This window comes from Sandarakinorhabdus sp., assembly GCF_987265915.1.
Map to the genome: position 1 here is coordinate 933,996 of NZ_OZ503948.1, position 26,520 is coordinate 960,515.

Annotated in this window: 29 protein-coding genes; 10 read left to right on the forward strand and 19 right to left on the reverse strand. The window is 64.1% G+C overall.

Features of this window, described 5'->3' with window-relative positions; translation table 11 throughout:
- The first annotated feature begins 1 nt into the window (after position 1).
- From AC6UUM_RS04395 to AC6UUM_RS04405, 3 genes are all read left to right on the forward strand, one after another.
- On the forward strand, positions 2-2,143 hold the full coding sequence (locus tag AC6UUM_RS04395) for a GTA baseplate fiber-binding domain-containing protein (RefSeq protein WP_500804124.1): 2,142 nt from the start codon (positions 2-4) through the stop codon (positions 2,141-2,143).
- 13 nt (positions 2,144-2,156) lie between these two features.
- The gene (locus AC6UUM_RS04400; RefSeq protein ID WP_500804125.1) at positions 2,157-2,609 is read left to right on the forward strand and encodes a DUF2793 domain-containing protein; all 453 of its coding nucleotides are present in this window, start codon (positions 2,157-2,159) and stop codon (positions 2,607-2,609) included.
- A gap of 143 nt (positions 2,610-2,752) precedes the next feature.
- Positions 2,753-3,955, forward strand: a complete 1,203-nt coding sequence (locus AC6UUM_RS04405) for an OmpA family protein (RefSeq protein ID WP_500804126.1) — start codon at positions 2,753-2,755, stop codon at positions 3,953-3,955.
- A gap of 144 nt (positions 3,956-4,099) precedes the next feature.
- Here AC6UUM_RS04405 and AC6UUM_RS04410 read toward each other — a convergent pair whose 3' ends face one another.
- From AC6UUM_RS04410 to AC6UUM_RS04455, 10 genes are all read right to left on the reverse strand, one after another.
- Positions 4,100-4,591 carry a hypothetical protein gene (locus AC6UUM_RS04410; RefSeq protein ID WP_500804127.1) on the reverse strand — a complete coding sequence of 164 codons (492 nt, stop codon included), beginning with the start codon at positions 4,589-4,591 and terminating at the stop codon, positions 4,100-4,102.
- A gap of 248 nt (positions 4,592-4,839) precedes the next feature.
- Complete coding sequence (locus AC6UUM_RS04415; protein WP_500804128.1) at positions 4,840-5,139, reverse strand: SCP2 sterol-binding domain-containing protein; 300 nt, start codon at positions 5,137-5,139, stop codon at positions 4,840-4,842.
- Positions 5,140-5,217: 78 nt separating this feature from the next.
- Complete coding sequence (locus tag AC6UUM_RS04420; protein ID WP_500804129.1) at positions 5,218-5,484, reverse strand: hypothetical protein; 267 nt, start codon at positions 5,482-5,484, stop codon at positions 5,218-5,220.
- A 131-nt stretch (positions 5,485-5,615) separates the two neighbouring features.
- Positions 5,616-6,248 carry a lipoyl(octanoyl) transferase LipB gene (gene lipB / locus AC6UUM_RS04425; RefSeq protein WP_500804130.1) on the reverse strand — a complete coding sequence of 211 codons (633 nt, stop codon included), beginning with the start codon at positions 6,246-6,248 and terminating at the stop codon, positions 5,616-5,618.
- Positions 6,245-7,408, reverse strand: coding sequence for an epoxide hydrolase family protein (locus AC6UUM_RS04430; RefSeq protein WP_500804131.1), 1,164 nt, complete (start codon positions 7,406-7,408; stop codon positions 6,245-6,247). The genes lipB and AC6UUM_RS04430 overlap by 4 nt, the downstream gene beginning before the upstream one ends.
- Entirely contained in the window at positions 7,405-9,042 is a 1,638-nt protein-coding gene (locus AC6UUM_RS04435; protein WP_500804132.1) for a GMC family oxidoreductase, read from the reverse strand. The genes AC6UUM_RS04430 and AC6UUM_RS04435 overlap by 4 nt, the downstream gene beginning before the upstream one ends.
- 91 nt (positions 9,043-9,133) lie before the next feature.
- The gene (locus AC6UUM_RS04440; protein WP_500804133.1) at positions 9,134-10,270 is read right to left on the reverse strand and encodes a pyridoxal phosphate-dependent aminotransferase; all 1,137 of its coding nucleotides are present in this window, start codon (positions 10,268-10,270) and stop codon (positions 9,134-9,136) included.
- Entirely contained in the window at positions 10,267-10,491 is a 225-nt protein-coding gene (locus AC6UUM_RS04445; RefSeq protein ID WP_500804134.1) for an oxidoreductase C-terminal domain-containing protein, read from the reverse strand. Before AC6UUM_RS04445 ends, AC6UUM_RS04440 begins: the two co-directional genes overlap by 4 nt.
- Positions 10,492-10,498: 7 nt before the next feature.
- Positions 10,499-11,020, reverse strand: a complete 522-nt coding sequence (locus tag AC6UUM_RS04450) for a GNAT family N-acetyltransferase (protein ID WP_500804135.1) — start codon at positions 11,018-11,020, stop codon at positions 10,499-10,501.
- A complete protein-coding gene (locus AC6UUM_RS04455; RefSeq protein WP_500804136.1) occupies positions 11,017-12,243 on the reverse strand; it encodes an NAD(P)/FAD-dependent oxidoreductase in 1,227 nt (408 codons plus the stop codon). The genes AC6UUM_RS04450 and AC6UUM_RS04455 overlap by 4 nt, the downstream gene beginning before the upstream one ends.
- A 100-nt stretch (positions 12,244-12,343) precedes the next feature.
- On the opposite strand from AC6UUM_RS04455, the gene AC6UUM_RS04460 reads away from it, so the two are divergent.
- The 5 genes from AC6UUM_RS04460 to AC6UUM_RS04480 are packed head-to-tail and all read left to right on the forward strand — an operon-like array spanning position 12,344 to position 15,816.
- Positions 12,344-13,237 (forward strand): MBL fold metallo-hydrolase, encoded by an 894-nt coding sequence (locus AC6UUM_RS04460; RefSeq protein WP_500804909.1) that lies wholly within the window; start codon positions 12,344-12,346, stop codon positions 13,235-13,237.
- A complete protein-coding gene (gene nadA / locus AC6UUM_RS04465) occupies positions 13,237-14,244 on the forward strand; it encodes a quinolinate synthase NadA (protein WP_500804137.1) in 1,008 nt (335 codons plus the stop codon). Before AC6UUM_RS04460 ends, nadA begins: the two co-directional genes overlap by 1 nt.
- The gene (locus AC6UUM_RS04470; protein ID WP_500804138.1) at positions 14,244-14,555 is read left to right on the forward strand and encodes a hypothetical protein; all 312 of its coding nucleotides are present in this window, start codon (positions 14,244-14,246) and stop codon (positions 14,553-14,555) included. The genes nadA and AC6UUM_RS04470 overlap by 1 nt, the downstream gene beginning before the upstream one ends.
- Positions 14,552-15,382, forward strand: coding sequence for a carboxylating nicotinate-nucleotide diphosphorylase (gene nadC, locus AC6UUM_RS04475; RefSeq protein WP_500804139.1), 831 nt, complete (start codon positions 14,552-14,554; stop codon positions 15,380-15,382). The genes AC6UUM_RS04470 and nadC overlap by 4 nt, the downstream gene beginning before the upstream one ends.
- 32 nt (positions 15,383-15,414) lie before the next feature.
- Positions 15,415-15,816, forward strand: a complete 402-nt coding sequence (locus tag AC6UUM_RS04480) for a phosphate-starvation-inducible PsiE family protein (RefSeq protein ID WP_500804140.1) — start codon at positions 15,415-15,417, stop codon at positions 15,814-15,816.
- 23 nt (positions 15,817-15,839) lie between these two features.
- On the opposite strand, the gene AC6UUM_RS04485 is transcribed toward AC6UUM_RS04480, so the two are convergent.
- The 3 genes from AC6UUM_RS04485 to AC6UUM_RS04495 form a co-directional block, all read right to left on the reverse strand.
- The gene (locus AC6UUM_RS04485; RefSeq protein ID WP_500804141.1) at positions 15,840-16,193 is read right to left on the reverse strand and encodes a DUF4112 domain-containing protein; all 354 of its coding nucleotides are present in this window, start codon (positions 16,191-16,193) and stop codon (positions 15,840-15,842) included.
- A gap of 61 nt (positions 16,194-16,254) precedes the next feature.
- On the reverse strand, positions 16,255-18,420 hold the full coding sequence (purL, locus tag AC6UUM_RS04490) for a phosphoribosylformylglycinamidine synthase subunit PurL (protein WP_500804142.1): 2,166 nt from the start codon (positions 18,418-18,420) through the stop codon (positions 16,255-16,257).
- Between the two features lie 66 nt (positions 18,421-18,486).
- Positions 18,487-18,921 carry a GFA family protein gene (locus AC6UUM_RS04495; protein ID WP_500804143.1) on the reverse strand — a complete coding sequence of 145 codons (435 nt, stop codon included), beginning with the start codon at positions 18,919-18,921 and terminating at the stop codon, positions 18,487-18,489.
- 115 nt (positions 18,922-19,036) lie between these two features.
- Here AC6UUM_RS04495 and AC6UUM_RS04500 point away from each other — a divergent pair, with 115 nt between their 5' ends.
- The gene (locus AC6UUM_RS04500; protein ID WP_500804144.1) at positions 19,037-20,368 is read left to right on the forward strand and encodes an NAD(P)/FAD-dependent oxidoreductase; all 1,332 of its coding nucleotides are present in this window, start codon (positions 19,037-19,039) and stop codon (positions 20,366-20,368) included.
- Here the strand turns inward: AC6UUM_RS04500 and AC6UUM_RS04505 are convergent.
- Together AC6UUM_RS04505 and AC6UUM_RS04510 are read right to left on the reverse strand one after the other, a co-directional pair.
- Positions 20,343-21,065 (reverse strand): PEPxxWA-CTERM sorting domain-containing protein, encoded by a 723-nt coding sequence (locus AC6UUM_RS04505; protein ID WP_500804145.1) that lies wholly within the window; start codon positions 21,063-21,065, stop codon positions 20,343-20,345. The two genes, AC6UUM_RS04500 and AC6UUM_RS04505, sit on opposite strands and share 26 nt — an antisense overlap.
- Before the next feature lie 66 nt (positions 21,066-21,131).
- The gene (locus tag AC6UUM_RS04510; RefSeq protein WP_500804146.1) at positions 21,132-22,400 is read right to left on the reverse strand and encodes a DNA polymerase Y family protein; all 1,269 of its coding nucleotides are present in this window, start codon (positions 22,398-22,400) and stop codon (positions 21,132-21,134) included.
- A 95-nt stretch (positions 22,401-22,495) separates the two neighbouring features.
- Here AC6UUM_RS04510 and AC6UUM_RS04515 point away from each other — a divergent pair, with 95 nt between their 5' ends.
- Positions 22,496-23,272, forward strand: a complete 777-nt coding sequence (locus AC6UUM_RS04515) for a queuosine precursor transporter (RefSeq protein WP_500804147.1) — start codon at positions 22,496-22,498, stop codon at positions 23,270-23,272.
- Positions 23,273-23,459: 187 nt separating this feature from the next.
- Here AC6UUM_RS04515 and AC6UUM_RS04520 read toward each other — a convergent pair whose 3' ends face one another.
- The 4 genes from AC6UUM_RS04520 to purS form a co-directional block, all read right to left on the reverse strand.
- Positions 23,460-24,380 carry an MBL fold metallo-hydrolase gene (locus tag AC6UUM_RS04520; RefSeq protein WP_500804148.1) on the reverse strand — a complete coding sequence of 307 codons (921 nt, stop codon included), beginning with the start codon at positions 24,378-24,380 and terminating at the stop codon, positions 23,460-23,462.
- Between the two features lie 308 nt (positions 24,381-24,688).
- Positions 24,689-25,282 (reverse strand): PEPxxWA-CTERM sorting domain-containing protein, encoded by a 594-nt coding sequence (locus AC6UUM_RS04525; protein ID WP_500804149.1) that lies wholly within the window; start codon positions 25,280-25,282, stop codon positions 24,689-24,691.
- A gap of 319 nt (positions 25,283-25,601) precedes the next feature.
- Positions 25,602-26,267 carry a phosphoribosylformylglycinamidine synthase subunit PurQ gene (purQ, locus tag AC6UUM_RS04530; protein WP_500804150.1) on the reverse strand — a complete coding sequence of 222 codons (666 nt, stop codon included), beginning with the start codon at positions 26,265-26,267 and terminating at the stop codon, positions 25,602-25,604.
- Positions 26,264-26,494 carry a phosphoribosylformylglycinamidine synthase subunit PurS gene (gene purS / locus AC6UUM_RS04535; RefSeq protein ID WP_353200743.1) on the reverse strand — a complete coding sequence of 77 codons (231 nt, stop codon included), beginning with the start codon at positions 26,492-26,494 and terminating at the stop codon, positions 26,264-26,266. The genes purQ and purS overlap by 4 nt, the downstream gene beginning before the upstream one ends.
- Positions 26,495-26,520 lie beyond the last annotated feature (26 nt).

The window sequence follows — 26,520 nt, forward strand, 5'->3', positions numbered from 1 at the left end:
GATGGCCAGTCTGGTGCTTGGCGTGGTCGGCCGCGCCGTGCTCGGCCCGGTGGGCGGCATCATCGGCACATTGCTGGGCGGCGTGATCGACACGCGGTTGGCGGGTGGTCGGCAGCGGAGCGGTGCGCGCGCCGCCCCGCCCGAAGTGCAGGCCGCCAGCTATGGCGAACCGATCGCCGTGGTGCGCGGTCGCATGCGCCTGGCCGGCAACATCATCTGGGCGGCCCCGATTCGGGAAACGGCGGCGCGTGGTGGCAAGCGCAGCGCGAGCAACAGCGGCCCCAGCTATTCGGCCAGTTTTGCCGTTCTGCTGGCGCGCGGGCCGATCATTGGGATTGGCCGGGTGTGGGCCGATGGCAAGTTACTGCGCGATGCCGGCGGGCAATGGCTGCAACCCGTTACCATGCGCCTGATGACCGGTAGTGAACGGCAGCTGCCTGATCCGCTGATTGCCGCGGCAGAAGAAGATGCGCCAGCGTTTCGCGGCCTGGCCGTGGCGGTATTCGATGATGTGCTGCTGGGCGAATTTGGCAATCGTCTGCCCAATCTGGCGTTCGAAGTGTTTGCCGATGCGCAGCCGATCGATCTTGGCACGGCCATGGCCGATGTCGCGGCGCTGGCCGGGCTGGCGTTGCCGGCGCAGGGTGATTTTCCGGCGGTGGAAGGCCTTTATCTCGGCCAGTCCGGTCCGCTTGCTGATGCGCTGGCACCGGCGGTGCAAGCGGCCGGCGCGGTATTGGCGGCGGGTAGCGCCCTTGTCGGCCCGGGCCTGCCGTCGGTGGTGATGCTGCCTAGCGATGCCGCCAACGCCCGCGCGCCAGGCAGCGATCAGGCCCGCGATCGCCAGCGCCGTGCGGCCAGCCACGCAGCGGCCGATGCCGTGGAACTGGGCTATTTCGATGCGGCCCGCGATTATCAGCCTGGGCTGCAACGCGCCCGTCATCGGGCCGGCGCGCGCGTGGACAGTCTGGCGCTGCCCTTGGTGCTGACGGCGTCGGCGGCGAAGCAGTTGGGCCAGGATCGGTTGCTGCGGCTGACGGCCTCCCGCCAGCGCCGAACGCTGCATCTGCCGTGGCGGTTTCTGGGGGTGCAGCCGGGCGATGTGTTGCGCATCGACGCCAGCGATTGGCGGGTGAGCGAAGTGCGCTTTGCTGGCTTTGTGCTGTCGATTGATCTGGTGCGGGTGCCGGCCATGCCGGCGCCACTGCTTCCTGGCGATGCCGGCCGCGTGCTTGATCATGATGATCGGCCGGCCGGGCCGACGCGCCTGATGGCGCTGGATCTGCCGCCGTTGCCCGGAGAGCTGCCTCTATCGCCGCGGCTGTGGCTGGCCGGGGCCGCCGAAGGTGCCGGCTGGCGCCGCGCTGCGGTGTTGATCAGCCTGGATGGCGGAATCAGCTGGCAGGATGCCGGCATGCTGCCGATGCCGGCGGTGATGGGGCAAGCGGTGAGTTTGCTGCCCTCGGTACTGCCCGCCGGCTGGGACCGCAGCTCAAGCATCGACGTCGAATTGCTGAATGACACAATGTGGTTGGAAAGCCGGCCGGAGCCGTCCGTGCTGGCCGGTGCCAATCTGGCGTTGTTGGGCGATGAGCTGATCCAGTTCGGCACGGTGCAGGCGCTGGCCCCGCGCCGGTTTCGCCTGTCGGGCTTGCTGCGCGGCCGGCGCGGTACAGAATGGGCAGTTGCCGGGCATGTGGCAGGCGAGCGCTTTGTGATGCTCGATCCCGCTGCGCTGCTGGCGCTGCCCTTGTCGCTGGAACAATTGGGCCAGACGGTTTTGCTCCGTGCTGGCGGGGTTGGCGATGCAGCGACTGCACCGGTCGGCGTGATGGTGGGCGGTGCTGGCTTGCAGCCGCTGGCGCCGGTGCACCTGCGCGCTACGCGCCGTGATGGCGCGTTGCAATTCACCTGGATCGCGCAAAGCCGCGCCGGCTTTGGCTGGCCCGATTTGGTGGACGTTCCGCCCGGCGAGGTGCGCAGCGCATTTCGGGTGCAATTGCGCGATGTCGGCGGTGTGGTCGCAGAGGCCGAGGTGGCCGCGCCGGCTTGGAACTGCCCGGATCGGGCAGGGCCCTTGTGGCTGGCGGTGACGCAACTTGGCACCGCACCGGGCCGCACGGCCACATTTGCCATAAGCTGATCGGGAGACTGACATGCCTGATACCCCGCGCCTGGCGCTGCCGCTGCTGGCGGCCGGACAAAGCCAGAAGGATGTGACCCACAATGATGCGCTGCTGGCGATTGATCGGCTGGTAGCGCTCGTGGTTGCTTCGCGCAGCGCTGCCACACCGCCGGCCAGCCCGATGGTGGGTGAATGCCATATCGTACCGACCACGGGCACGGTCGCATGGGGCCAACCGGCCGGCACGCTGATGCACTGGCAAGGCAGTGGCTGGCTGGCGCAGGCACCGCGCGATGGGCAGATTGCACTGGTTGCCGACGATGCCGTTGTGGTGGTGCACGCGGATGACTGGCAATTGCTGCGGCGCGTGAATGCGTCGGTTGCTCCTGCTTTGCCCATTGGTGGTGCGATGGTTGACAGTGAAGTGCGATCGGCGTTTGCTGAGCTCGTGGCGGCCCTGCAACAGCAGGGGCTGCTGATCTGAACCGCGGTAAGCGGCGGTTTTTCCGCTATTACCTGTGGCCCCGCGGCAACACTGGGGGGCAATCCCTACTTGCATGCCATTGCTACGCTAGAGTAGAGGAAATGGGAAGCCGGTATGGTGCTGGCAGGCAAAAGGGGAAAACGATGCGCAAGTTTGCGATCGGCCTCGTTCTCGCGGCAACGGCGCTGTCCAGCGCAGCCGCGGCGAAGGACAAGGCTTGGTATATTGGTCTGGAAGCAGGCGTGAACCTGATTCAGAATCAGGATCTGGATATTGCAACTGCCACTGGCGCTGCGCCCACCCGCAATGCCATCAAGCAGGTCTATTTCCCCGGTTTCGACGCCGGCGGCAACATCGGCTATGATTTCGGTGGCTTCCGCACCGAATTCGCTCTGAACTACATCCGCGGCAAGAACCGCACCACCTTCGTCAACGAAACCACGCCGCCGATCCGCTACACCAACGCGGCAGGCGCGAGCATCTTGGGCGCGCCGCCGATCGGCACGTACCAGAATGCCGGTGGTTCGGCGACGGCGCTGGCGTTCATGCTGAACGGCCTCGTCGATTTCGGCGGCAAGGGCAAAGATGCCGGCGGCTATGTCGGTGCCGGTGCCGGTATCGCACGGATCAAGGAATTCGGCCGCATCCGCTCGCCCGGCGAAGTGTTTGTGAACGACTCTGACACGGCCTTTGCCTGGAACTTCTTGGCCGGCGTGTACAAGCCGATCAGCGACAATGTCGATATCGGCCTGAAGTATCGCTACATGAACGTCACCGACGTGAATGTGTTCACCACAAACGGTCGTCCGGTCGATACGCGTTTCCGCAGCCACAGTGTGCTGCTGACGCTGACCTACAACTTCTTCGAAGCTGAACCGCCGCCCCCGCCGCCGCCGCCGCCAGCGCCGCCGGCTCCCCCGCCCCCGCCGCCGCCCCCGCCGCCGTTGCCGCCGTGCCCGGTTGCAGCTGTGACTCCGGGTCCGTTCCTGGTCTTCTTCGATTGGGACAAATCGGCAATCACCGCCGAAGCAGCGACGATCCTGGATCGTGCGGCTGAGCAATATGCGGCCACCGGTCAGACCCGGATTGCGCTTGCCGGTCACGCCGACAAGTCGGGTAAGGACGAATACAACGTTGCGTTGTCGCAGCGCCGTGCTGATGCCGTGAAGGCCTATCTGGCCGGCAAGGGCGTTGGTGCCGATGCGATCGCGACCGAAGCGTTCGGCGAAGGCCGTCCGCTGGTTGATACCGCCGATGGTGTGCGTGAACCGCAGAACCGTCGCGTGGAAATCAGCTTCAGTGGTGCGCCGGCTCCGGCTCCGACTGGCCCCTGCCAGCCGCAGTAAGCGGCCCACGGGCACAAGAATCAGGGGCGTGGCGAGCAATCGTCGCGCCCCTTTTTCATATGTACATGAGATCCGGTGGTCGAGCCGATATGAAAACGGCCGCGCCTGGTTGAGCGCGGCCGTGCTTCGTTTCGAATTGCGGGTTCAATCTTGGCCGGCAGTTGCCTCTGTCGCCAAGCTCTCGGCGATACGGAAATCCGGCAAAGGTGGCTGCGGCGGCACCATCAGCCCCGCTGCTGGCGGCACCAACTGCAAGGCGGCGCGCAATTGCGGCACCAAGGCTTCGGCCACGCTGGCCATGCTGCCGACATTGGCAACGCGCAACGCCGCGCCTGCCTGGCCTGCTGCCCAGCAAAAATTATACTGCGCATCGAGCGTTGAAAAACTGTTGTAGCTGCGGGTGTTGTAGCGATCAAAGCTGGCCGCGCCACCACGCTTCGCCGTGCGGTTGAAATGGCCGAGCACCGTTGCCTGCGCCGCAGTCAATTCGGGCCCAAACTTGCGTAGCATCTGGTTGTAATTGTCCACAGTGCGCAGAAACGGCGAATACTGGCACTGCAGGGCGGCGACATTCAGTGCGGCGCGCAGCATCCAGACTGCATGGGCACGGGCTTCGATTGGGGTTGGCTTGGTCAACACCACCGCCTTGGGCACCATGATCCCCGGGGTGAAAGGCAGGGACGGCGTGGTAACAGCCGTTTTCGGCGTAACCTTAGGGACCGGTCGTCGCGCTGGTCGGCGTTTGGCTGGCGCGGCGTCAACGGCCCCGGCCAGTATCAGACTCAATCCGGTCAACCACAGCGTAAATCGATGGGTCATCTTGGTTCCGTTGTGGGAGCAGTGCTGCCGGGCCATGCCCTGGGGCCAGCCCGGCGGCGCGCGAATCAGCCGAGAATGCTGCCCAGCGAAAGGGCAACCGACATGTCACCCTCGATCTTCAGCTTGCCCATCATGAAGGCCATCTGGGCATTTTGCTTGCCGGTGGCGATTTCCATGAAATCGGCCATGGTGACCTTGATCGTGCAGGCGGTCGCGCCGTCTTCGTTGGTCACCACGACCGGGCTGACCGTGTCATCGATCCGCACCAGGCCGTCGCTGCCGAAATCGAACTTCACCGATTTTTTGAACTGCCCACCGGCGCCCATGCGCGTGGTCATTTGTTCGGTGATCTGTTCCAGGCTCATTTGTCATCCTTTGCAAAGAAAAAGGGCCGCCCCGACTGGGACGGCCCTTCCTATAGCAATTTGCCAGAAAAGGCGAAATTACTTGGCTTCGGTCGGAGCCGGAGCAGCGGCCGGAGCAGCCGGCGCCATGGCGTCAGCGGCCGGAGCAGCGGCGTCAGCAGCCGGCGCCATGGCGTCAGCAGCCGGAGCGGCTTCCGTAGTGGCGGCGTCAGCAGCCGGAGCTTCAGCAGCCGGAGCTTCGGCGGCCGGAGCGGCTTCTTCAGCCTTCTTTTCGCCGCAAGCGACGACGAGCAGGGCAGCGCCAGCGATGATGGAGGCAGTCTTCAGCTTTTCGATGATGGTCATGTTCAAACTCCTTGGACGGTGTCGCCTGAACCCAGGACGAGTTGGGTTGGCACGGCCTTAATCCCCCAACTGAGGTATGCATTAGCGAGGCCTGCGAAATCCTGCAAGAGAGACGTTGCGTGGGAAGTTGATCATGCGACGAGCCGCGTCAGCAAGGACGGAAGGTGTCGGGCTAGGCTGGCGTCGATGGCCGGCAGTTTGGCTGGGCGGCCCAGTGCCGCGAGACTGGTGACCGGATCTGACAGACCGCACGGGATAATACCTGAAAAATCAGCCAAATCTGGGCATACGTTGATAGACACGCCATGCAGGCTGACCCAACGTTGCACGCGAACTCCGATGGCGGCGATCTTGGCAGGGCCAGCTTCAGTGTCCACCCACACGCCGATCTTGCCGGAAATGACCCGGCCCAGCACGCCAGAATCGGCCAATACGTCAATCAGCCAGTGTTCCAGCGCAGCGACGAAGCACCGCACGTCGCGGCCGCGCGCCGCCAGATCCAGCATCACATACACCACGCGTTGCCCCGGCCCATGGTAGGTATAGCGGCCACCACGCCCGGCAGCGAACACTGGAAATCGCGAAGGTTCCACCAGTTCGGCCGGATTGGCGCTGGTGCCGGCGGTATAGATCGATGCGTGCTCGACCAGCCAGATGCGTTCGGATTCGGTGCCAGCGCGAATGCCGGCTGCAATCGCCTGCATGCGTGCCAGCGCCGCCGGATAGTCGGTCAGCCCCGGCGAAACCTCCCAGATCGGGTTCACAGCGCCCCGGCAAAGGCGCGAACGTCCGCCAGGAACAGCTCCGGTTCCTCCAGGCTGGCGAAATGGCCCCCGCGTGGCATCGTCGTCCAGTGCGCGACATTATAGCCGCGCTCCACCATGGCGCGCGGCGGAAAGGCCAGCAGATCGCGCGGGAAAGCCGCCACAGCTGTGGGTACTTCCACACGACGCCCGGCCGGCATTGCAAAGCCGCCTTCCAGGAACATTCCGCGATAGATCCACGTCGCGGTAAGAAAGCTGCGCGTCGTCAGGTAGATCATGATGTTGGTAAGCAGCTGATCCATGGTGAAGGGCGGATCGGTGTAGTCACCGGTCACATCGCTCCAGCCAACGAATTTTTCGGCAAACCAGGCCGCGACGCCCATCGGCGAATCCATCATCGCAAAGCCCAGGCTTTGCGGCTTGGTGCCCTGCAACTGCAGATAGGCGGTTTCGGTATCGCGCACGGCCACGGCCTTGGCCAGCCATGCCGCCTCTTCGGGGGTGGTGGGCGCCATGTTGGCCGGACGCAGGCCGAAGCCGTTCAGATGGATCGCTTCCACCCGCGCCGAATCAAGGCCGATCCAGCCGCCGATCACACAGCCCCAATCGCCGCCCTGATAAATGTAGCGGTCATAACCCAGCGCCGGCATCAGGGAATCATAGCGGCGGGCAACTTCGCGCGGGCCGATCGGCGCCGACGGGCGGTCTGACCACGCATAGCCGGGTAGCGACGGCGCGACGACGTGAAAGGCCGGTTGTGCCGGATCCTCCGGTTCGGCCAGCCGTTCGATGATGGCATCAAACTCCAGGATCGATCCCGGCCAGCCATGGGCGATCAACAGCGGCTGCGCGTCCGGCCGGCTGGATCGCCGATGGACGGCGTGCAGGTGAAAGGGCTGGCCGCCATCTTCGCCCACTTTCACCCGCACCTGCGGCAGGCGATTGAGGTGCGCAACGGCCCCGACCCAGTCGAAGCGCTCCAGCCAATGCGCCTGCAATCGCTGCATATAATCGCGGTTGGCACCGTGCCGCCAGCCGGCGTTCGGCGGTTCTTCAAACCAGCGATAGGCGGCGACGCGCTCGCGAATCCACTGCGATTCGGCCTCGTTCACCGGGATGGTGAAATCGCTCACGCCGGCAGCCTTGAAAGTGCCGCTCATGCGGCGAGGCCCAGCTTGCGTTCCAGCTTGGTGCGCGCGGCGATGATGTCGGCCGCCTTTTCGGCGATCATGATGGTCGGCGCGTTGGTGTTGCCCGATACCAGATAGGGCATCACGCTGGCATCGATCACGCGCAGGCCCTCCACGCCGTTGACGCGGAGCTGGCCGTCGACCACGGCAGTATCGTCAACGCCCATCCGGCACGTGCCGACCGGGTGATAGATGGTCTCGGCCCAGCCACGCATTTTCGCCAGCAGTGCAGCACGATCGGTCACGTCCGGGCCTGGCCAGGCCTCGCCGGCATTATAGGGGGCGAACGCCGGCTGGCCACCGATGCGCCGTGCCATTTCGACCCCGCTCACCAGCGTTTCAACATCTTCCGGCGCGCTGAGATAATTGGGATCGATGGCCGGGTACGCCAGCGGGTCGGGCGATTTCAGGCGGATAGTGCCGCGACTTTCCGGGCGCAGCTGGCAGACGTGCAGCTGATAGCCATGGCCGCCGCCCATGGTGCCGCGGCCGTGCGGATTGCCGATCACCGGCATGAAATGCATCTGGATATCGGGCGCCGCCAGCCCTTCACGGGTGGAAAGGAACGCGCCCATGGGCGTGGGCATGTGGGCGCCATTGCCGGTGCGCGCGAAGGCCCATTTGCCCAGCGCCAGCATCTTGTTGATGAATTTGGAATTGCTGTTGAGCGTGATGGGCTGGCTGCAATGCCATTGCACGATCACATCCAGATGATCCTGGAGATTGCCGCCGACATCGGGGCTGTCCACCACCACATCCACGCCGAATTCCCGCAGATGCGCTGCCGGACCGATGCCGGACAGCATAAGCAGCTGCGGACTGTTCACGGCGCCGCCACTCAGGATGATCTCCCGGCCCAGGGCGCGGTTTGTCGTGCCCGCCTGGCTATACTCCACCCCCAAAGCGCGCTTGCCTTCCAACAGCACGCGCCGGGCTTGAACGCTGGTGATGATCGACAGGTTCGGCCGCTTGCGCACTTCGTCGGTGAGATAGGCCTTTGCCGCCGAAAAACGCTCGCCGCCCTTGATGGTGGCATCATATTGGCCGACGCCTTCGAACTGCGGCCCGTTGAAATCATCGGTGCGGCCATAGCCGGCCTGCACCGCGGCCTGGGCAAAGGCTTCATTCAGTATGTTGGGCAGCGCGCCCTTGCGGCTGGTGTGCAGCGGGCCGCCGGACCCGTGAAATTCATCCGATCCGCGCTCGCTGTCTTCGCTTTTGCGGAAATAGGGCAGCACATCGTCCCAGCCCCAGCCGGTCAGGCCGAGTTGGGACCAGCGGTTATAATCGCTGGCATGGCCGCGGATATAGACCATGCCGTTGATCGAGGATGATCCGCCCAGCGCGCGACCCCGCGGCCAATACAGCGCCCGGTTGTCCAGATGCGCCTGCGGTTCGGTCCAGAAGCCCCAATCATAGGGGCTGGGCTTTTCAGGCGGGATGATCTGGGCAATGCCGGCCGGCATCTGGATCAGCATGTTGTTGTCGTTACCGCCCGCTTCCAGCAGCGCCACCCGCGTGCCGGGATCGGCCGACAGGCGATTGGCCAGCGCACAGCCAGCAGAGCCAGCACCGACGATGATGAAATCATATGGCTCGCCCATGGCGAAAACTCCCAAGACCAGTTTGTTTCACGCTATCCCGGCTTGGCACGTCGCGCAAACCGCCAGCTTGGGGAGGATCATTGCGCCAGCGTTAGAAGTTCACCAGCTCTGGTAGCGCCTTGGCATAGCGTTCGACATCGGCCAGCCGCCCGGTCGACACGCGTGACCAGGTCGGCCAATCCGGTTCCCACGCGCCGCGCACCAATATCCCGCGCTGCGCCATGGCGGTGGCGAAGCGATTTGCATCGGCCACTTTCACAAACAGGAAATTGGTCTGGCTGGGCAGGGCAACCGTGCCAGCGCGCATCACGGCGTCCTGCAAAAGCTTCCGCGCCGCGATGATCTGCGTGCGGCTCCGCTGCTGGAAATCCGTGTCGGTCCAGGCCGCTATGGCGGCGGCAAGCCCTGGCGCATTCAGGCTGATGGTCAGCCGATGTTGTTTCAGGACAGTCGCGGCTTCGGCTGTCGCAATGGCATAGCCGATGCGCAGCCCTGCCATGCCGAACAGTTTTGAAAAGGTGCGGCTGATGATGATGTTTGCGGCCGTTCGCACCAGCGGCAGCATGCTGGTGCCGGCCGGATCATCGGCAAGCTCCATATAGGCTTCATCGACCAGCAATGTGACGCGCGGCGGCAGGCTGCGCGCGAAGGCTGCAAGCTCGGCCGCCGGCAACACCATGCCGGTCGGGTTGTTGGGATTGCACAGATAGACCATCGCCACGTCGGGCGCGGCCGCGGCGCGGGCCAGGGCCGCAAGATCAATGCCCAGATCGGGCGCCATGGCAACCCGGCGAAAATTCAGCCCCTGGGCCTTGGGAAAGATCAGCGGCTCATCGAATTGCAGCGCCGGTATGAGGATGGTGCCGCGTTTTCCCCAGGCCAGCATCGCCGACGTGATGACCTCCGAACTGCCATGGCCGAGCACCACCTGCAATGGCGTCACGCCAAACCGCGCCGCAATCATCGCCGCCAGCCGCGGCTCCGCATCATCGGCATAATACCAGCTGCTGCGCGCCAGATCGGCCATGGCCTGCAATGCCGATGGCGGTGGACCCATTGGGTTTTCATTGTATTTCAGATGGGCAATCCCCGGTGCCGGCGCAAAACCTGCGGGATCAGCAAGCATGGGCCTGATCGTGATGCCGCTTGTCGGCGCTGCGGCCGCTGCTGCCCCCACCAGCCCCAATGCACCCCGCCGTGAAATCGCCATCTGCCCGCTCTCCCTCATGCCGGATACCAGTTTTTCAATGGCACCGTCACATCGGCCAACGCATCAGCCGGCACGACCACCCCATGTTCGACCGGCGCCTTGCCCTGTCCATAATCGCGCGCGGCATTCATGCAGTCCAGCGCGACGACGCGGCCCTGTTTCAGACGAATGAGGGAAAAGCTGCGGGTGGCCGGGCCGCCGCGCAGTACGGCGACGTCATGGCCCAGGCTGCGGCGCATGGAACGATCAGTCCGCAACAATCTTGAAGCCAAACAGGGTCCCGTTCCAGCGCTCATCCTTGCAATCTTCACGGGTGATCGCGCTGGCGGCGGGGTGGGCGGCGATGCAGCGTGACCAGAACGCCAAGGCACCGACGTTGGCGCGCATCACGGCGACTTCCCATTTGCCCGGATAGCGGCTGAACATCGCGTGGGCTGCCGCAATGCCCACCCCGGACCGGCGATGTTTTCGCACAATGAAGAATTCTGCCACGTTGTGATCAGCCAGCGTTCCACTGTGCGCGACTGCATTCAGCAGGATAAAGCCCGCCAATCGGCCATCGACACGCACCAGCAAGGCGATGTGATCCACATCCTGCCACCATTTGTCCAGGTCGGTGGAACTGCGAAACCGCCCATCCGTTTCGATTTCACAGCGCGGCGTGCCGGCAAACAGCTCCGACATGTCGTGTATATACAGCTGCATCAGATTTTCGATGGCCGGTTGCGCCTCGACACCCGCGGCCACGATATCGACCTGCGGGCTCAAGGATGCCAGCTTTTCAGCGGTGTTGTCGTATCCGCCAGCGCATCAGCCGGCACGACCACCCCCTGTTCGACCAATGCCTTGCCTTGCACATAGTCGCGCGCGGCATTCACGCAGTCGAGCGCGATGACGCGGCCCTGTTTCAGATAGATCAGCGAAAAGCTGCGGGTGGCGGGGTCGCCGCGCAGCACGGTGGCGTCAAAGCCCAGGCTGAGGCCCATGGTTTGCAGCCGCAGATCATATTGATTGGACCAGAACCACGGCACGGCATGATAGGGGGCGGCATCGCCGGTGAGGGCGCGAGCGACGGTGGCGGCCATGTCGGCGGCGTTCTGTACCGATTCGAGGCGGATTTCGGCGCCGCCGGCGAATGCATTGGCATGCAGCGCGCAATCGCCGATGGCGAAGATGCCGGGCAGGCTGGTGCGGCAATGATCGTCCACCCACACACCGTTGGAAACGCGCGCGCCGGCCGCGATCAGCGGCTGAACGGCCGGCACGATGCCGATCCCGACGATGATCAGATCGCCCGCAACATGGCGGCCATCGCCAAGCGTGACACCGGTGGCGCGCCCGTTACTGCCGGTGATTTCAGTGACGCTGGTACCGGTTTCAATCACCACACCATGGGCGCGGTGCTCGGCTTCATAGAAATGGGACAATTCCGGCCCGGCGACGCGCGCCAGCACCCGGTCGAGCGCTTCAAAAAGGGTGACGTGGTGACCAAGCTTGGTCAGCACGGCCGCCGATTCGAGACCGATATAGCCGCCGCCGATGACCAGCACATGGCGTGGGCCGGCCTGCAACTCGTCCTTCAGCGCATCCACATCGGCGCGGGTGCGGATGGCATGGATGCCGGCCAGATCATGGCCGGCGCAGGTCAAACGCCGCGCATCGCCGCCCGCGGCCCAGATCAGATTGCCATAGTGGATCGGACCGGCGCTGGTCGTAAGCAGCTGCGCCGCCGGATTGACCGCCGTGACGCGTGTGCTGGTCATGATGTTGACATGGCGTTCGGCCCAGAAGGCCGGCGGGCGCAGCAACATGCGATCAAAGCTTTTTTCGCCGGCCAGATACTCCTTGGACAAGGGCGGCCGCTCATAGGGCAGCTCCGGTTCGGCCGTAAGCATGGCGATGCTGCCGGCAAAGCCGCGCTGGCGCAATTGCGCCGCCTGTGCTGCGCCGCCATGGCCGCCGCCCGCGATCACCACATCAAAACTCTGCATGGCCCAATCCTTTCGTGCGTGCAGGCATGCGGCAAGCAGGCTGCGGCATCAAGCCGGGCTGTTGCGGCCTCTTCCAATTGCCGCCCGCCGCTGCCACATGATGGGTATGGATCTTGCCGCCCACCCCGACAGCGCTGCCTATGGCTTGCTGGTGCCGCGATCGTCGCTGGTGCGCCGGCTGCTGGCCAAGAACCCGTCGCCGTTCACCTTCACCGGCACCGGCACGTTCGTGGTTGGGCAGCCCGGCGGCACGGTGGCCGTGATCGATCCCGGCCCGGCCGATCCGGCGCATGTCGCGGCCTTGCTGGATGGGCTGGCGGGCGAGACGGTGTCGCACATCGTCATCACCCACACGCATATGGATCATTCCCCGGCCGCGCCAGCGCTGAAGGCCGCCACGGGTGCGCTGATCGTCGGCTGTGCGCCGCTGGTGCTCAGCGATGACGGCCCGCGCGCCGATGCCGGGTTCGATGCCAGCTATGCGCCTGACCAAGTGATGGGCGATGGCGACAGCGTCTCAGGCCCCGGCTGGACCCTGACCGCCGTGGCAACGCCGGGCCACACCAGCAATCACCTGTGCTTTGCGCTGGAGCAGGAAAAGGCTCTGTTCACCGGTGATCATGTCATGGGCTGGAGCACCACGGTGGTCGCCCCGCCCGATGGCGATATGGCCGATTATATGGCGAGCCTGCAGAAACTGATCGGCCGCGACGACGCGATCTATCACCCGACGCACGGCGAACCGGTGACTGAACCGCAGCGTTTCGTGAAGCATCTGCTCGCCCACCGCCGCCAGCGCGAGACGCAGATTTTGCGGGCGATCGGCGAAGGGCTGGTGACCATCCCGCAGATGGTCGCCGCCATGTATGCCATGGTGGACAAGCGGCTGCACCCGGCGGCGGGGCGCAGCGTGCTGGCGCACCTGATCGATCTGGAAACACGCGGGCAGGTGACCCGCAGCGGCGAAAATTGGTCCCGCACAGGAGACGCGTGATGGATGCCCGTTTGAATTTGCTGGGAGCCGACGGAAAAGGTGGGGGCCCAGTGCTGGATGTGAAGGCCGAGATCCTGCGCCTCAAGCGGACACGCAACGCCGTGATCCTGGCGCATTATTACCAGGCCCCCGAAATTCAGGACATTGCCGATTTCGTCGGCGACAGCCTCGATCTGTCGCGCAAGGCTGCGGCCACCGAGGCCGATGTGATCGCCTTTTGCGGCGTGAAGTTCATGGCGGAAGTCGCCAAGATCTTGTCGCCGCAAAAGACAGTGATCCTGCCCGATCTGAAGGCTGGCTGCTCCCTTGAGGATTCGTGCCCGCCCGACGATTTCGCCCGCTTCCGCCGCGCTCACCCCGATCATCTCAGCCTGACCTACATCAATTGCTCGGCGGCGGTAAAAGCCGAAAGCGATATCATCGTCACCAGTTCCTCGGCGGAAAAGATCATCAACCAGTTGCCGGCGGATCAGAAAATCCTGTTCGCGCCCGACAAGCATCTCGGCGCCTGGCTGAACCGCAAGACCGGTCGCGACATGCTGCTGTGGGATGGCACCTGCATCGTGCACGAGCGGTTTTCGGTGACGGAATTGCTCAAGTTGAAGGCGCTGCACCCCGCGGCGCCGGTGCTGGCCCACCCGGAATGCCCGGCGCCGATCCTGGAGCTGGCGCATTATGTCGGCGCGACCAGCGGCATCTTGAACTATGCGCTGAACTCGCCCGAGCCCACGGTGATCGTGGCCACCGAGCCCAACATCATCCACCAGATGCAGAAGGCGGCGCCGCACAAGCAGTTCATCGGCGCCCCCGGTGCCGACGGTAACTGCGGCTGCAACATGTGCCCGTTCATGGCGCTGAACACGCTGGACAAACTCTATCTGAGCCTGCGTGATCTGACCCCGCAGATCGACGTGCCGGAAGACGTGCGCGTGCGCGCCAAGCTGTCGCTTGACCGGATGCTGGCAATGTCCGCTGCAGTTTCGGCTGTTCCCATCAGGGGCGATTGATGCTGTCACTGCTCCTCGCAATGGCTGCCGCGCCCGCTGCTGTTGGTGCTGATCCAGCTTCGCACTTTGTCGCGGCCTGCCGCCAGGCGCGCAGCGCCGCGCATTGCGCCTGTGTGGCGGCGGCGTTGTCCGCGGATGCTGGCGGGCGCTATGTCCTCCACATGATCATGCTGACCCGGCTGCCCGATCCCGATCAGGGTCCAGCCTATGCGGCGTTGCTCGCCCGCTACGGCGTTGATGCTGCCGGCGGCTCTGCCCTGCGCCAGCGCGGCCAGTCGATCGGTGATGCCGCTGAGACTCGCTGTCCATGATCGCTGAATTCGATCTTGCCGGCTTTGTGGCCGCCACCCTTGCCGAAGATCTTGGCACTGGCGGTGATATCACGTCGAACGCGGTGATTCCGGCTGATGCGCGGCTGGATGCGGTGATGGCCAGCCGCGATGACGTGGTGCTGGCCGGCATCGCGCTGGCGGAAGCTTTTTTCCGGGCGCTCGATCCCGAATGCCGGCTGGAGCGGCTGGTGACAGATGGTAAGGCGGTGCCGGCGGGCACAGCGCTGCTGCGGATTTCGGGTAATGCCCGCGCGCTGCTGGCCGCCGAACGCTCGGCGCTCAACACGGTGCAGCATCTGACCGGCATCGCCACCGTCACCCGCACCTATGTCGAGGCGATTGCCGGCACTGGCACGGTGCTGCTCGACACGCGCAAGACGCTGCCCGGCCTGCGTGCGCTGGAGAAATATGCGACGCGGATGGGCGGCGCCACCAATCACCGGCTGCGACTGGATGATGGCGTGATGATCAAGGACAATCATATCGCGGTGGCTGGCGGCGTCGAGTCGGCCGTGCGCGCCGCCAAGGCCGCGGGCCTGCACTGGGTGGTGGTGGAGGTGGACCGCATCGACCAGATCGAGCCGGCGCTGCATGCCGGCGCCGATCGGCTGCTGCTCGACAATATGGACGTGCCGACGTTGCGGGCCGCGGTCGCGCTCGTAGCGGGCAGGGTGCCGACCGAAGCTTCAGGCGGCGTGCGGCTGGACACGATCCGGGCGATTGCCGAGACCGGCGTGACCTTCATCAGCGTAGGGCGCATCACCCAGAGTGCGCCGGCCGCCGATATCGGGCTGGATTTCGGTTAGGCGCTGCCAACGCACCGGGTTATGATACCACCATGCCAGAGCCCCACACCGAAAGCCTGACCGCGCAAGAGCGCACTCGCGCCTTGCAGACCTTCGGCTTCATCGAGCGTGCCCTGCTGTTCCTTATCGCCATTTTGACGCTGGGCGCGGTCGCCATCGAGTTGTTCCGCGTCTGGCAGGTGCAGTCGGTCAATCTTGCCGATATCCTGCTGATGTTCCTTTATACCGAAGTGATCGGCATGATCGCCGCCTTCTACATCGGCAAATCGGCCCCGGTCGTTTATCCGATTTTCATCGCCATCACCGCGCTGGCCCGGCTGATCGTCCTCCAGGGTAAGGAAATGGCCCCTCAGGCCATCATCTTCGAAGCCTCGGCGATCCTGCTGCTGGCGCTGGCCGCCACCCTGCTGCTGCGCTTCCCCGGGCGTCGGTAAGGCGACTTCCCAAGGACGAGCTCTCAGAGCAAGCGCTTGATCAGCTTGAAGTTGCGGGTGTTTGACCGGAAAACCACATCGAACACGTCGCCAACCACGGGCACGCTGCCCAATGCCGTATCGATACCAACATTGGCCAGCATGCGCAGCAGCGTGGCATTCGACGCGCCGAGATTGCGGGCTTCCCAGATCAGATAGAGGCCGAGCGCACCGGCGGCGAGATCGCCGATGCCGGGGATCAGGCCAACCAGCACGTCCAGCCCGATGCGGCGGCCGATGACCGGCAGGCGGATCAAGCCTTCGAGCAATTGTTCCAGCCGCGCGACTCGGAGCCTTGCAGCGGCGGCGTTGGGGGCGGCAAGGGCGAGTGTGCTCATGGGGCTGAATCTGGCCCCGCTGCGCTGCGATGCAAGAGGCGGCTCCAACGGGGGAGGGAAATCAGCCCGCCATCATTGCCGGCAGCGCCGCTTCGTGCACGCCGCGCAGCGCGGCCAGCGGCGCGGCCGAACCGTTGAGCACAAGTGCGTCGCCGCCCACGGTGCCGATGCGCGCTGCGCCCGCAATCGCCACACCGGCCGGCGCAGTGACGAGATAGCGCGCCTGGTCTTCGCCAAAGGCCGTGGCTGCTGCCAGCGTCAACTCCACGATGGCGCCCAGCCCGCTGGCCAAGGCCATTTCGGCCAGCGCCACGGCAAGGCCGCCGTCTGCCAAGTCATGCACCGCCGTCACCGTGCCGGCTGCGATCAGCGCTGCGACCTGATCGCCGGCAGCGCGTTCGACAGCGAGGTCAACCGGCGGCGCCGGGCCCTCTTCGCGGCCATGGATTTCGCGCAGCCACAGGGATTGGCCCAGATGGCCGCCGGTGGGGCCGACCAGCCAGATCGCCTCGCCCGCGGCCTTGAAGCCCATCGTCATCTGCCCGGCATAATCGCTGAGCAGCCCCACCCCGCCGATCGCCGGGGTCGGCATGATCGCATTGCCGCCGCCGGTCGCGCGGCTCTCGTTGTAAAGGCTCACATTCCCCGACACGACCGGGTAATCCAGCGCCCGGCAGGCTTCGGCCATGCCCTCGATGCAGCCGACCAATTGCCCCATGATCACCGGATTCTGCGGGGAGGCGAAGTTCAGGCAATTGGTGATCGCCATCGGTTTGGCGCCCACGGCAATCAGGTTACGCCAGCTTTCGGCCACGGCCTGCTTGCCGCCCTCGACCGGGTCGGCAAAGCAATAGCGCGGCGTGCAATCGGTGGTGATGGCCAGCGCCTTCTTGGTGCCGTGCACGCGCACCACCGCGGCATCGCCGCCGGGGCGCTGCAGCGTGTCGGCGCCGACCTGGCTGTCATATTGCTCCCAGATCCAGCGGCGCGAGCAGAGATCGGCGCTACCCATCAATGTCAGCAGATCGGCCGCGATGTCGGCGCTTTCGGGCACATCAGCCAGCGGCTCGCGCTTCGGCGTCGGCACATGCGGGCGGTCATACTTCGGCGCGGCATCGGCCAGCGGATCCAGCGGGATGCGGCCGACCACTTCGCCATGGAAGGTCATGGTCAGATCGCCGCCCCCCGCTTTTGCGTCCACCACTTCGCCGATCACCGCGAAATCCAGTTCCCATTTGTGAAAGATCGCGGCGGCGAAATCCTCGCGGCCGGGTTTCAACACCATCAGCATGCGTTCCTGGGACTCGGACAGCATCATTTCATAGGGCGTCATGCCGGTTTCGCGGCAAGGCACGCGATCAAGATCGAGGCGGATGCCCACCCCGCCCTTGCTGGCCATTTCCACCGACGAACTGGTCAGGCCGGCGGCACCCATGTCCTGAATGGCCACGATTGCATCCGACGCCATCAGTTCCAGGCAGGCCTCGATCAGCAATTTCTCGGTGAACGGGTCGCCCACTTGCACGGTCGGGCGTTTTTCTTCGGAGGATTCGTCGAATTCGGCCGATGCCATGGTGGCGCCGTGGATGCCGTCGCGTCCGGTCTTGCTGCCGACATAGACCACCGGATTGCCGACCCCGGCGGCGGCGCTGTAAAAAATCTTGTCGGCCTTGGCGACACCCACGGTCATGGCGTTGACGATGATGTTGCCGTTGTAACTGGGGTGAAAAATTGTCTCGCCGCCCACGGTCGGCACGCCCACGCAATTGCCATAACCGCCGATGCCGGCGACGACGCCCTTCACCAGGTGGCGCATCCGCGGCGCATCGATGGCGCCAAAGCGCAAGGCGTTCAGATTGGCCACCGGCCGCGCGCCCATGGTGAACACATCGCGCAGGATACCGCCGACGCCGGTGGCGGCGCCCTGGTACGGCTCGATGAAGCTCGGGTGGTTGTGGCTTTCCATCTTGAAGATGGCCGCGTCGCCGTCGCCGATGTCGATCACGCCGGCATTCTCGCCCGGCCCGCAGATCACCCACGGGGCTTTCGTCGGCAGCTTGGCGAGGTGGATGCGGCTGGATTTGTAGCTGCAATGTTCGGACCACATCACCGAGAAGATGCCGAGCTCCAGCAGATTGGGCTCCCGGCCCATGGCGGCCAGCACGCGGTCATATTCGTCCGGCGTGAACCCATGGGCGGCGACGATTTCGGCGGTGATCATGCTCATGGCCGGCGCATAGCGGCCGCCCGCCGATTTGTCATGCCGGCATGGCATGATTTCCATGACGAACGCTTAATCGGCAGGCTTCCCGGCAAACTGGGGCGCGTCATCGCAGATGGTTACCCATGCCGGTTTGGAGTCCGTGAAGATATGGCCCGATATGGTCAGCGGCGGATCGCCGTCCAATGCACCGGCGGGCACGAACATGCGTTTGCCATCGCTTGTGGGTTGCGGCATCGGGCACCCGCATTGGCCGCAAAACACGTTGCTCCAGCCAGTAACGGTGGCAAAGCGCCTAAGCTCCACCTCACCAGCCTCCCAAACAAAACGCTCCCGGCGGATGTTGACCACTGCATTGGACCCCGTGCCTGAAACGCGACGGCATTGCGAACAGTGGCAAAATCCAACCGGTGGTAAGGCGCCCCGCAGGTGAAAGCGCACTGCGCCACACAAGCAACGGCCGGTTGCAACGATTTCATCATGCGTCTGGCTTTGTGCAACGGTCATTGCCGCAAGCTATCGAGCGACCGTGGTCGTGTCCAATGCCTGTCTGCGCCATCCGCACCTTCCGCTCTGCGCTTGTGGCCGCTAAGACGCGGTGCAGCAGCAATGAAGGGCAGCCATGCCGCGCACACGGGCAGACGGAAAGAAAACGCAGATCGTTGTCGTTGGCGGCGGCGCTGGCGGGCTTGAGTTGGTGACCAAGCTCGGCGCGCATTTCCCACGCGCCGATTTCGATATCATCCTGGTCGATCGCAACCCCACCCACATCTGGAAGCCGCTGCTGCACGAGGTCGCCGCTGGCAGCCTCGATGCCAATCTCGATGAGGTCGGCTATCGCGGCCACGCCTATCGCTGGGGCTACCGCTATTTCGATGGCGCGCTGGAAGCCATCGACCGCGAAGCGAAGCAGATCATCATCGCGCCGATCAAGGATGACGATGGCAGCGAAGTCATCGGCCGCCACCGCATCCGTTATGATTATCTGGTGCTCGCCGTCGGCAGCGTGTCGAACGATTTCGGCATCCCCGGCGTCAAGGATCATTGCCTGGCGCTGGAAAGCCGGCCCGATGCCGATCGCTTCCGCCGCAAATTGCTCAACCAGTGCCTGCGCGTGTCGCGGATGATGGTGGCCGATCCGGCGTGCGATGCGTCGGTGAAGGTCGTCATCGTCGGCGGCGGCGCCACCGGGGTCGAACTGGCGGCGGAGCTTTATTCGGCGGCCGATGCGCTGGGCTTTTATGGCCTGGAGGTGTTCGATCGCAATCGCTTGCAGGTGTCGCTGCTGGAGGCCGGCCCGCGCATCCTGCCGCTGTTGCCGGAAAAGCTGGCGGCGGCGGCGCACAGCGAGCTGGAGAATCTGGGGGTGAAGGTGCTGTCCGGCACCCAGGTCGTCGCCGCCACGCCGGATGCCATCCACATCAAGGATGGCACCATCATCCCCGCCGATATCCGCGTGTGGGCGGCCGGGGTGAAGGGCGCGGCGTTCCTGCACGAGATCGGCGGGCTGGAAACGACGCGCAACAACCAGTTGCTGGTGAAGGACACGATGCAGACGACGCGCGATGACTGCATCTTCGCCATCGGCGATTGCTGCAGCTACACGCCGCCGGGTGCCGCCCGCCCGATCCCGCCGCGCGCCCAGGCCGCCCACCAGATGGCGCAGACGGTGTTCCACAACATCAAGGCACTGGTGGCGGGCCGGACGCTGAAGGCCTTTGTCTATCAAGACAAAGGCTCGCTGGTCAGCCTTGCCCGCTATTCCACCGTGGGCAGCCTGATGGGCAATCTGGTCGGCGGCAAGATGGCGATCGAGGGCCGGCTGGCGCGGTTCGTCTATACCTCACTCTACCGCATGCACCTGGTCGCCATCCACGGCTGGTTCAAGGGCCTGTTCCTGATGCTGGTCGGCCACGTCAACCAGGTGGTCAGGCCGAAGCTGAAACTCCACTGATCCGCCGCCGCCGCGCCGCCGCGCCCACCAGGCCGAACCCGGCAATCAGCATCGCCCAGCTGGCCGGCTCCGGCACGGCCGTGCCAGACAATCGGTAAAAGGCGTTACCACCCACGTTGAATTGAAAGCCGGCCTGGATGGCCACGGAACTGCCGGATTGGCCCACCAAACCCAAGTTGTTCACAACAGAGACCGGGCTGGAAGGATCGCTGTTCCGGGCTCTGACCCCCAGCCAATAGCTGCCCGGCCCCAGAGTGACATTGATCGGCAGGGTCACTTCGCCAAGGACGCCTTGATTGAAATAGGGTGAGCCGAAGCCAGCCACGGTCAGATAATTGCCGGCGGCCACCGATGCGTGGCCGGCATCGCCGACATTGCTGGTCAGCGCTGCCGATGGCGATGTGAAAAAGCCGACCTGCCATGAATCGATGCCGTCCAGATTTGGGGCGCCTTGCCTGAAGATCAGCGCCGAAACGCTGGTCAGAACCCTCGTGCCGCTCAGCGTGAAATCATCAAGGAGCCAGCCATCCGGAACGAAGCAGTTCGCCGTGCATTCGTCGGACACGCCCGAGACTGCCCCAAAATTTACTTGATTTGATACAATCGGCATGAACTGGTCCAGAATCACCGCCGCCTGCGCCGGTGCCACCGTCGCCACCGCTGTCACGCCAGCCAGTAGCCGAATATGCTTCATCATCTGCCGCACGCTCCTTTAGTATTGACGATCGTTACCTTAAAAGTTGTTAATCATAAATCAAGTTAATTATTCATGAAATTCGGCGATGTCCGGAATCCGCGTGAAGGCGATGGCCGGCCCGCGCGATCGTGTGACGCCGCGGTTGTCGTGGCCAAGGGTGACCGCATCGCGGCCGAAGCGGGTGTTGACCTTGTCCATGGCGCGGGACAGCGCCAGCCGGCGTTCGTCGGTGCGGGCGCACAGCAAGGCGCCGGCATCGAACAGATCGGCCTGCGCCGCCGCCGCCGGGGACAGATCGGCCAGCACCACCCCCACCTGCAACAGGCGATGATGGGGAAATTCGCGTTCCATCTGCGCCCACAGACCGTCCATCGCCTCGACCAGGCTGAGGCTGTCCATCACCTGGGGCAGCTTGCGGCCGGCCTTCCATTTCGTCCCGCGCGTCTCCCCCTTCACATACAGGCCGATCCAGCTGGTGCGCAGTTCGGCGCGGCGCAGGCGGGTGCCGGCCTTCATCACCAGCCGCCGCGCCACCAATCGCGCCACGGGGAGCGGCCGTTTCTCCGGCCCCAGCACATGGCTGTGGCCGATGCTTTTCTGGTCGTGCACGACATCGGCGACTTCGTGCCCATGCAGCAACAGGTGCAGCCGTTCCCCCCACACATTGCCCCAGGCTTGCCGGGCCTGGGCGGGTGTCATCGCCAGCAATTGCGCCATCGTCACCAGCCCGGCAGCGGCGAGGCGCTTTTCCATGGCGCGCCCCACGCCGGGAATGTCGGACAGTGGCAGCGCCGACAGGCGGGCGGCGCGCACATCCTCGCTCAGGATGGTCAGCCCGTCGGGCTTCTTCATGTCGGCCGCCATCTTGGCCAGCAGCCGGTTGGAGGCAACGCCAATGGACGCCGTGAGGCACGCCCCGACATTGGCGGCCAGCCCGGCCTTGATCCGCGCGGCGAGGGATCGCACGGCGTCCGGGCTGTTTTCATTGTCCATCAGGCGGCAGGCCACCTCGTCGATGGAGCAGACGTTGGTCACCGGCACATGCCGGTTCACCTCCGCGATGATCTTGTGGTGATAGCGCACATATTCATCATGCCGGCCCGGCACGATCACCACGTCGCGGCACTTGGCCTTGGCTTCCCAGATCTTGGTGCCGGTGCGGATGCCATAGGCCTTGGCTTCGTAACTGGCGGCAATGGCGCTGGTGCTGTCGGTCATCACCGGCGCCACCACCACCGGGCGCCCGCGCAACGCCGGATTCAACTGCTGCTCAACGCTGGCGAAATAGCTGTTGAGATCGAGATAGAGCCAGCGGAGAGGGAGCGACTCACCCATGGCTTCGCATAACACAAGCAGAACATAATTAGAACATCGTGCCTGCGTCACATGCGTAGTTTTCCCCGCCGCGCCAGCCTGTATGGTGCAGGGCCATGACGACCAGCCCCGATGATCGCGCCTTGCTGGCGCAGGCCGAAGAACCCGCCGGTGTGCGCGCCGTATCGGCCGATGCCATTTCGGGGCGGCAATTGCGTTACTATGATCTGGCGATGGCGGCCTTTGCCGTGATCCTGATCTGCTCCAACCTGATCGGCGCCGGCAAACCGGCGCAGCTCGATCTGCCGGTCTGGGGCACGGTCACCTTCGGGGCGGGCATATTGTTCTTTCCGCTGAGTTACGTGCTCGGCGATGTGCTCACCGAAGTTTATGGATTTGCCCGCGCCCGCCGCGTGGTGTGGGTAGGCTTTGCCGCCTCGATCTTTGCCGCCACCATGAGCTTCGTCGTGGTGGAATTGCCGCCCGATCCGACCTGGAAGGGCCAGGGTGCGCTCGCCGAAGTGTTCGGCCAGGTGCCGCGCATCTTCATCGCTTCGATCATCGCCTTCTGGGCCGGCGAAATGGCCAATGCCTTCGTGCTGGCCCGGCTGAAGTTGCTCACCAAGGGCAAGATGCTGTGGACACGCACCATCGGGTCAACAGTGGTCGGCCAGGGTGTCGATTCGCTGCTGTTCTACCCGCTGGCCTTCGCCGGCATCTGGGAGACATCGCTGGTCATCCAGGTGCTGCTGACCAACTATGTGCTGAAAGTGGTGTGGGAGATTTTGCTCACCCCGGTCACTTATCGCGTGGTGGCGTGGTTCAAGGCGGTCGAGGGCCTCGATGTGTTCGATACCGGCACGGATTTCACGCCGTTCAAGACGCGGGTTTGACCGCGCCTGACCATATTCGATTTTGAAAGAGCGGCCGGTTTCCGGTCGGCAGTTTTGACCGATTTGCCGAATCCGGCGGGTTTCAGCGTTGAATTTGCTGGCTTGACCAAAAAACCTCGCCCACACACCATCACCGGGCAGCGCCATGATGGCAGCATCCGGCGGTGTAGGACAGACGCTGGCCGGCCTACAGCGCCACCCGCAGCAGATCGCGCCCCACGATCACCTCGCCGGAAAAGGCCCGCCTGGCCGCGTTCGCCCAGTCTTCATCACGCACGCTGGCGTCGCCGCCGGGCACGAAATGGCTGAGCACGAGGCGCTTGACGCCGGCCGCCGCGGCCAGTTCGCCGGCCTGCTCCACCGGTGTGTGGCTGGCGAGCAGGTGGGCGCGCAAACTGGGGGCATTCGATTCGGTGGCGATCAGCCGTTCCATCGCCGGCAGATACAGCACCTCCTGCACGAGGATGTCCGCGCCGCGCGCCAGATCGATCAGCGCCTGGCACGGCCGCGTATCGCCAGACCACACCACGGATTTGCCGGCCCAGTCGAAGCGATAGGCAAAGCTGTCGAACAGCGGCGGATGCTCCACCCGCGCCGCCGTCACCTTCAGGCCGCCCGCATCCAGCAACATGATTTTCCTGTCGTTGCCTTTGGGCGCCACCTCGGCAACGCTGATCAACTTGCGCAGATCGGGCCGGCCTTCATCGGCGATGCGGGTTTCGATATCGACACGGGCAAAGCGCAGCCAATCGCGCGCCATCTGCTGCATGCCCTTGGGGCCATGCACCGTCACCGGCGTCGTCAAGGCCCCGCTCCACGCCAGCCAGGGCATGGTGAAGGCGTCGGCGACATGATCGCTGTGCAGATGCGTGATCCACACATGGGCGAGATTTTTCAGCGGCAGCCCGGCCAGCGCCGCTTGGCGCGCGACGCCATTGCCGGCATCGATCACATGCAACTGTCCGCCGATCATCAGCGCCATCGCCGGTGCCGCGCGCAGCGCCTTTGGCGTCGGCCCGCCGCCGGTGCCGAGCAGGACCAGTTGATCAGGCGGCGTTTGCGCGGCAGCGCGCGGGGCGATCGCGACGGCCGCGGTGAGGGCGAGCATTTGTCTGCGGGTATGCATGGAGGCCTCTGCCGGCAGGAGTTGCCGCGAACATCCAATGTTCGTCATCCCGGCGCAAGCCGGGACCCATCGCCCCAACAAGCCGTCATGGTCAAAGCGGGGGCGATGGGCCCCGGCGTTCGCCAGGGTGACGGGTAAATGATCCTTATGCTTCAAGAACCGTATTTTGATGAACAGCAGAACGCCCAACAATTGGGTTCTGCAACCTGCGCTTTAAATTCATGCTACCCGAACGACGAATATTCGCGTTACGAATAACAACCTCCACAATACTGTAGAGCGTGATACGCTTAAAGGGAGTATTTGCGTAGCATCCGCGGCAGATTCTCACGCCGTATCTGCACACCCGTCAGCCCAAAGCCTAAAATCATAAGCATCCAAGTTGAGGGTTCCGGTACCCCAACGGTGGGAAGGCCAAGATTCTCTGACGAGTACAGGTAGCCAGAAGGATACTGGGAATTCGCAACAGTGCCAAAAGTAGCTATAAAAAGTTGAAACGGCACGCCGCGATCCGTATAGTAGCTAAATTGAAAAGAATTGGATAAACCGAACTGCTGTATATCGACATTGCCAACATTCAATAAGCCTAGACCTGCAACTTGATTACCTTCATCGTTCGTTATATAGTTCACTATACCGTATGAAAATTTTATGGGATATCCAGTTTGAATATTTAAACTGTTTACAATGAGTCCAGTTGAGGTGGGAGAGTAATTCAAATTTTCGTCAAAAGAAATATCGAACGAAATTGAAAGAGGATTTACTGGAGATGCAGGCTGACCAAGTTGACGCGGATAGAGAATTGCTGAAGAAGAGAGCTGTAGAGTAACAGCTTGAGCTGGGCATTGAAGGCCCGAGAAAGCTGCGAAAGACAATGCGGCCATCAAGTGTGATTTTCTTTTCATAACATACTCCCGAATCCAACGAAATATGATGCCACTTTAGATCTCTGTCAACCACAATGCAAATGCGCCGGCGTTCCCCAATACTAAAAACTGAAAACAACTGTATGATTTCGCAGAGAAATCTTAAGGTAAACAACAGTGGGTAAAGAACGTACACCGTCAATTGGGGAACAGAGTTTGGTCTGTTCCAATTAATGGGTGCAGGGGTCACCCCTGCCCGCCGGAGGCCCCTTTTGCTTCCTACCCCTCACCCGCCGCGCTTCGCGCGAGTCGACCTCTCCCCCAGGGGGAGAGGTGATTATGCCAGCGCCATCAGGGCGGCTTCGAACAGGCGGCGGCCGTCGGTGCCGCCTTGTTCGGCTTCGATGACGCGTTCGGGGTGGGGCATCATGCCGAGCACATTGCCAGCATCGTTCAGGATGCCGGCGATGTTGCGGGCCGAGCCGTTGACCGGCTCGGCGTAGCGCAGGGCGACGCGGCCTTCGGCTTCGAGGCGGTCGAGCGTGGCGGTGTCGGCGACATAATTGCCATCATGATGGGCGATCGGCAGCACGATCTCGTCCCCGGCGGCATAGTGGCTGGTGAAGATCGACTGGCTGTTTTCGATCGTAAGCCGCACATCGCGGCAAAGGAAATTCAGCCCGGCATTGCGCATCAGCGCGCCGGGCAGCAGGCCGGTTTCGGTGAGCACCTGGAAGCCGTTGCAGATCCCCAGCACGGCGCGGCCCTGGCCGGCAGCGGCGACGACGGCCTTCATCACCGGCGAGCGCGCCGCCATGGCGCCGGAGCGCAGATAATCACCATAGGAAAAACCGCCGGGGATGCCGATGAAATCGAGGCCATCGGGCAGGGTGGTTTCCCGGTGCCAGATCATGGCGGGCGCACGGCCGGTCACCTTGGCGATGGCGTCGGCCAGATCGCGGTCACAATTGGAGCCGGGGAAGACGATGACGGCGGCCTTCACGGCATGTCGATCCGGAAATTCTCGATCACCGTGTTGGCCAGCAACTGCCTGGCCATGGCCTCCACCGTCTCGCGACTGGTGCCGTCGGCCAGCTCCAGCTCGATGATCTTGCCGGCGCGAACATCGCCCACGCCGTCAAAGCCCAGCCCCTTCAGGGCCGATTCGATGGCCCGGCCCTGGGGATCGAGCACGCCATTTTTCAGGGTGACGGTGACGGTCGCTTTCATGGCCGGCGACATACGCCGAGCCGGCC

Bases quoted from the DNA above. Each gene is read 5' to 3' on its own strand.
- AC6UUM_RS04455 (WP_500804136.1), bottom strand. From the start codon at position 12,243: ATGCAGAGTTTTGATGTGGTGATCGCGGGCGGCGGCCATGGCGGCGCA.
- AC6UUM_RS04420 (WP_500804129.1), bottom strand. From the start codon at position 5,484: ATGACCATCATCGAAAAGCTGAAGACTGCCTCCATCATCGCTGGCGCT.
- AC6UUM_RS04395 (WP_500804124.1), top strand. From the start codon at position 2: ATGGCCAGTCTGGTGCTTGGCGTGGTCGGCCGCGCCGTGCTCGGCCCG.
- AC6UUM_RS04520 (WP_500804148.1), bottom strand. From the start codon at position 24,380: ATGCTCGCCCTCACCGCGGCCGTCGCGATCGCCCCGCGCGCTGCCGCG.
- purS (WP_353200743.1), bottom strand. From the start codon at position 26,494: ATGAAAGCGACCGTCACCGTCACCCTGAAAAATGGCGTGCTCGATCCC.
- AC6UUM_RS04495 (WP_500804143.1), bottom strand. From the start codon at position 18,921: ATGACCGTTGCACAAAGCCAGACGCATGATGAAATCGTTGCAACCGGC.
- AC6UUM_RS04525 (WP_500804149.1), bottom strand. From the start codon at position 25,282: ATGGCCGCATTGTCTTTCGCAGCTTTCTCGGGCCTTCAATGCCCAGCT.
- nadA (WP_500804137.1), top strand. From the start codon at position 13,237: ATGGATGCCCGTTTGAATTTGCTGGGAGCCGACGGAAAAGGTGGGGGC.
- AC6UUM_RS04405 (WP_500804126.1), top strand. From the start codon at position 2,753: ATGCGCAAGTTTGCGATCGGCCTCGTTCTCGCGGCAACGGCGCTGTCC.
- AC6UUM_RS04510 (WP_500804146.1), bottom strand. From the start codon at position 22,400: ATGGGTGAGTCGCTCCCTCTCCGCTGGCTCTATCTCGATCTCAACAGC.
- AC6UUM_RS04505 (WP_500804145.1), bottom strand. From the start codon at position 21,065: ATGATGAAGCATATTCGGCTACTGGCTGGCGTGACAGCGGTGGCGACG.
- AC6UUM_RS04470 (WP_500804138.1), top strand. From the start codon at position 14,244: ATGCTGTCACTGCTCCTCGCAATGGCTGCCGCGCCCGCTGCTGTTGGT.
- AC6UUM_RS04500 (WP_500804144.1), top strand. From the start codon at position 19,037: ATGCCGCGCACACGGGCAGACGGAAAGAAAACGCAGATCGTTGTCGTT.
- AC6UUM_RS04515 (WP_500804147.1), top strand. From the start codon at position 22,496: ATGACGACCAGCCCCGATGATCGCGCCTTGCTGGCGCAGGCCGAAGAA.
- AC6UUM_RS04440 (WP_500804133.1), bottom strand. From the start codon at position 10,270: ATGAGGGAGAGCGGGCAGATGGCGATTTCACGGCGGGGTGCATTGGGG.
- AC6UUM_RS04445 (WP_500804134.1), bottom strand. From the start codon at position 10,491: ATGCGCCGCAGCCTGGGCCATGACGTCGCCGTACTGCGCGGCGGCCCG.
- AC6UUM_RS04480 (WP_500804140.1), top strand. From the start codon at position 15,415: ATGCCAGAGCCCCACACCGAAAGCCTGACCGCGCAAGAGCGCACTCGC.
- AC6UUM_RS04400 (WP_500804125.1), top strand. From the start codon at position 2,157: ATGCCTGATACCCCGCGCCTGGCGCTGCCGCTGCTGGCGGCCGGACAA.
- AC6UUM_RS04435 (WP_500804132.1), bottom strand. From the start codon at position 9,042: ATGGGCGAGCCATATGATTTCATCATCGTCGGTGCTGGCTCTGCTGGC.
- AC6UUM_RS04460 (WP_500804909.1), top strand. From the start codon at position 12,344: ATGGGTATGGATCTTGCCGCCCACCCCGACAGCGCTGCCTATGGCTTG.
- AC6UUM_RS04485 (WP_500804141.1), bottom strand. From the start codon at position 16,193: ATGAGCACACTCGCCCTTGCCGCCCCCAACGCCGCCGCTGCAAGGCTC.
- nadC (WP_500804139.1), top strand. From the start codon at position 14,552: ATGATCGCTGAATTCGATCTTGCCGGCTTTGTGGCCGCCACCCTTGCC.
- purL (WP_500804142.1), bottom strand. From the start codon at position 18,420: ATGAGCATGATCACCGCCGAAATCGTCGCCGCCCATGGGTTCACGCCG.
- AC6UUM_RS04415 (WP_500804128.1), bottom strand. From the start codon at position 5,139: ATGAGCCTGGAACAGATCACCGAACAAATGACCACGCGCATGGGCGCC.
- AC6UUM_RS04430 (WP_500804131.1), bottom strand. From the start codon at position 7,408: ATGAGCGGCACTTTCAAGGCTGCCGGCGTGAGCGATTTCACCATCCCG.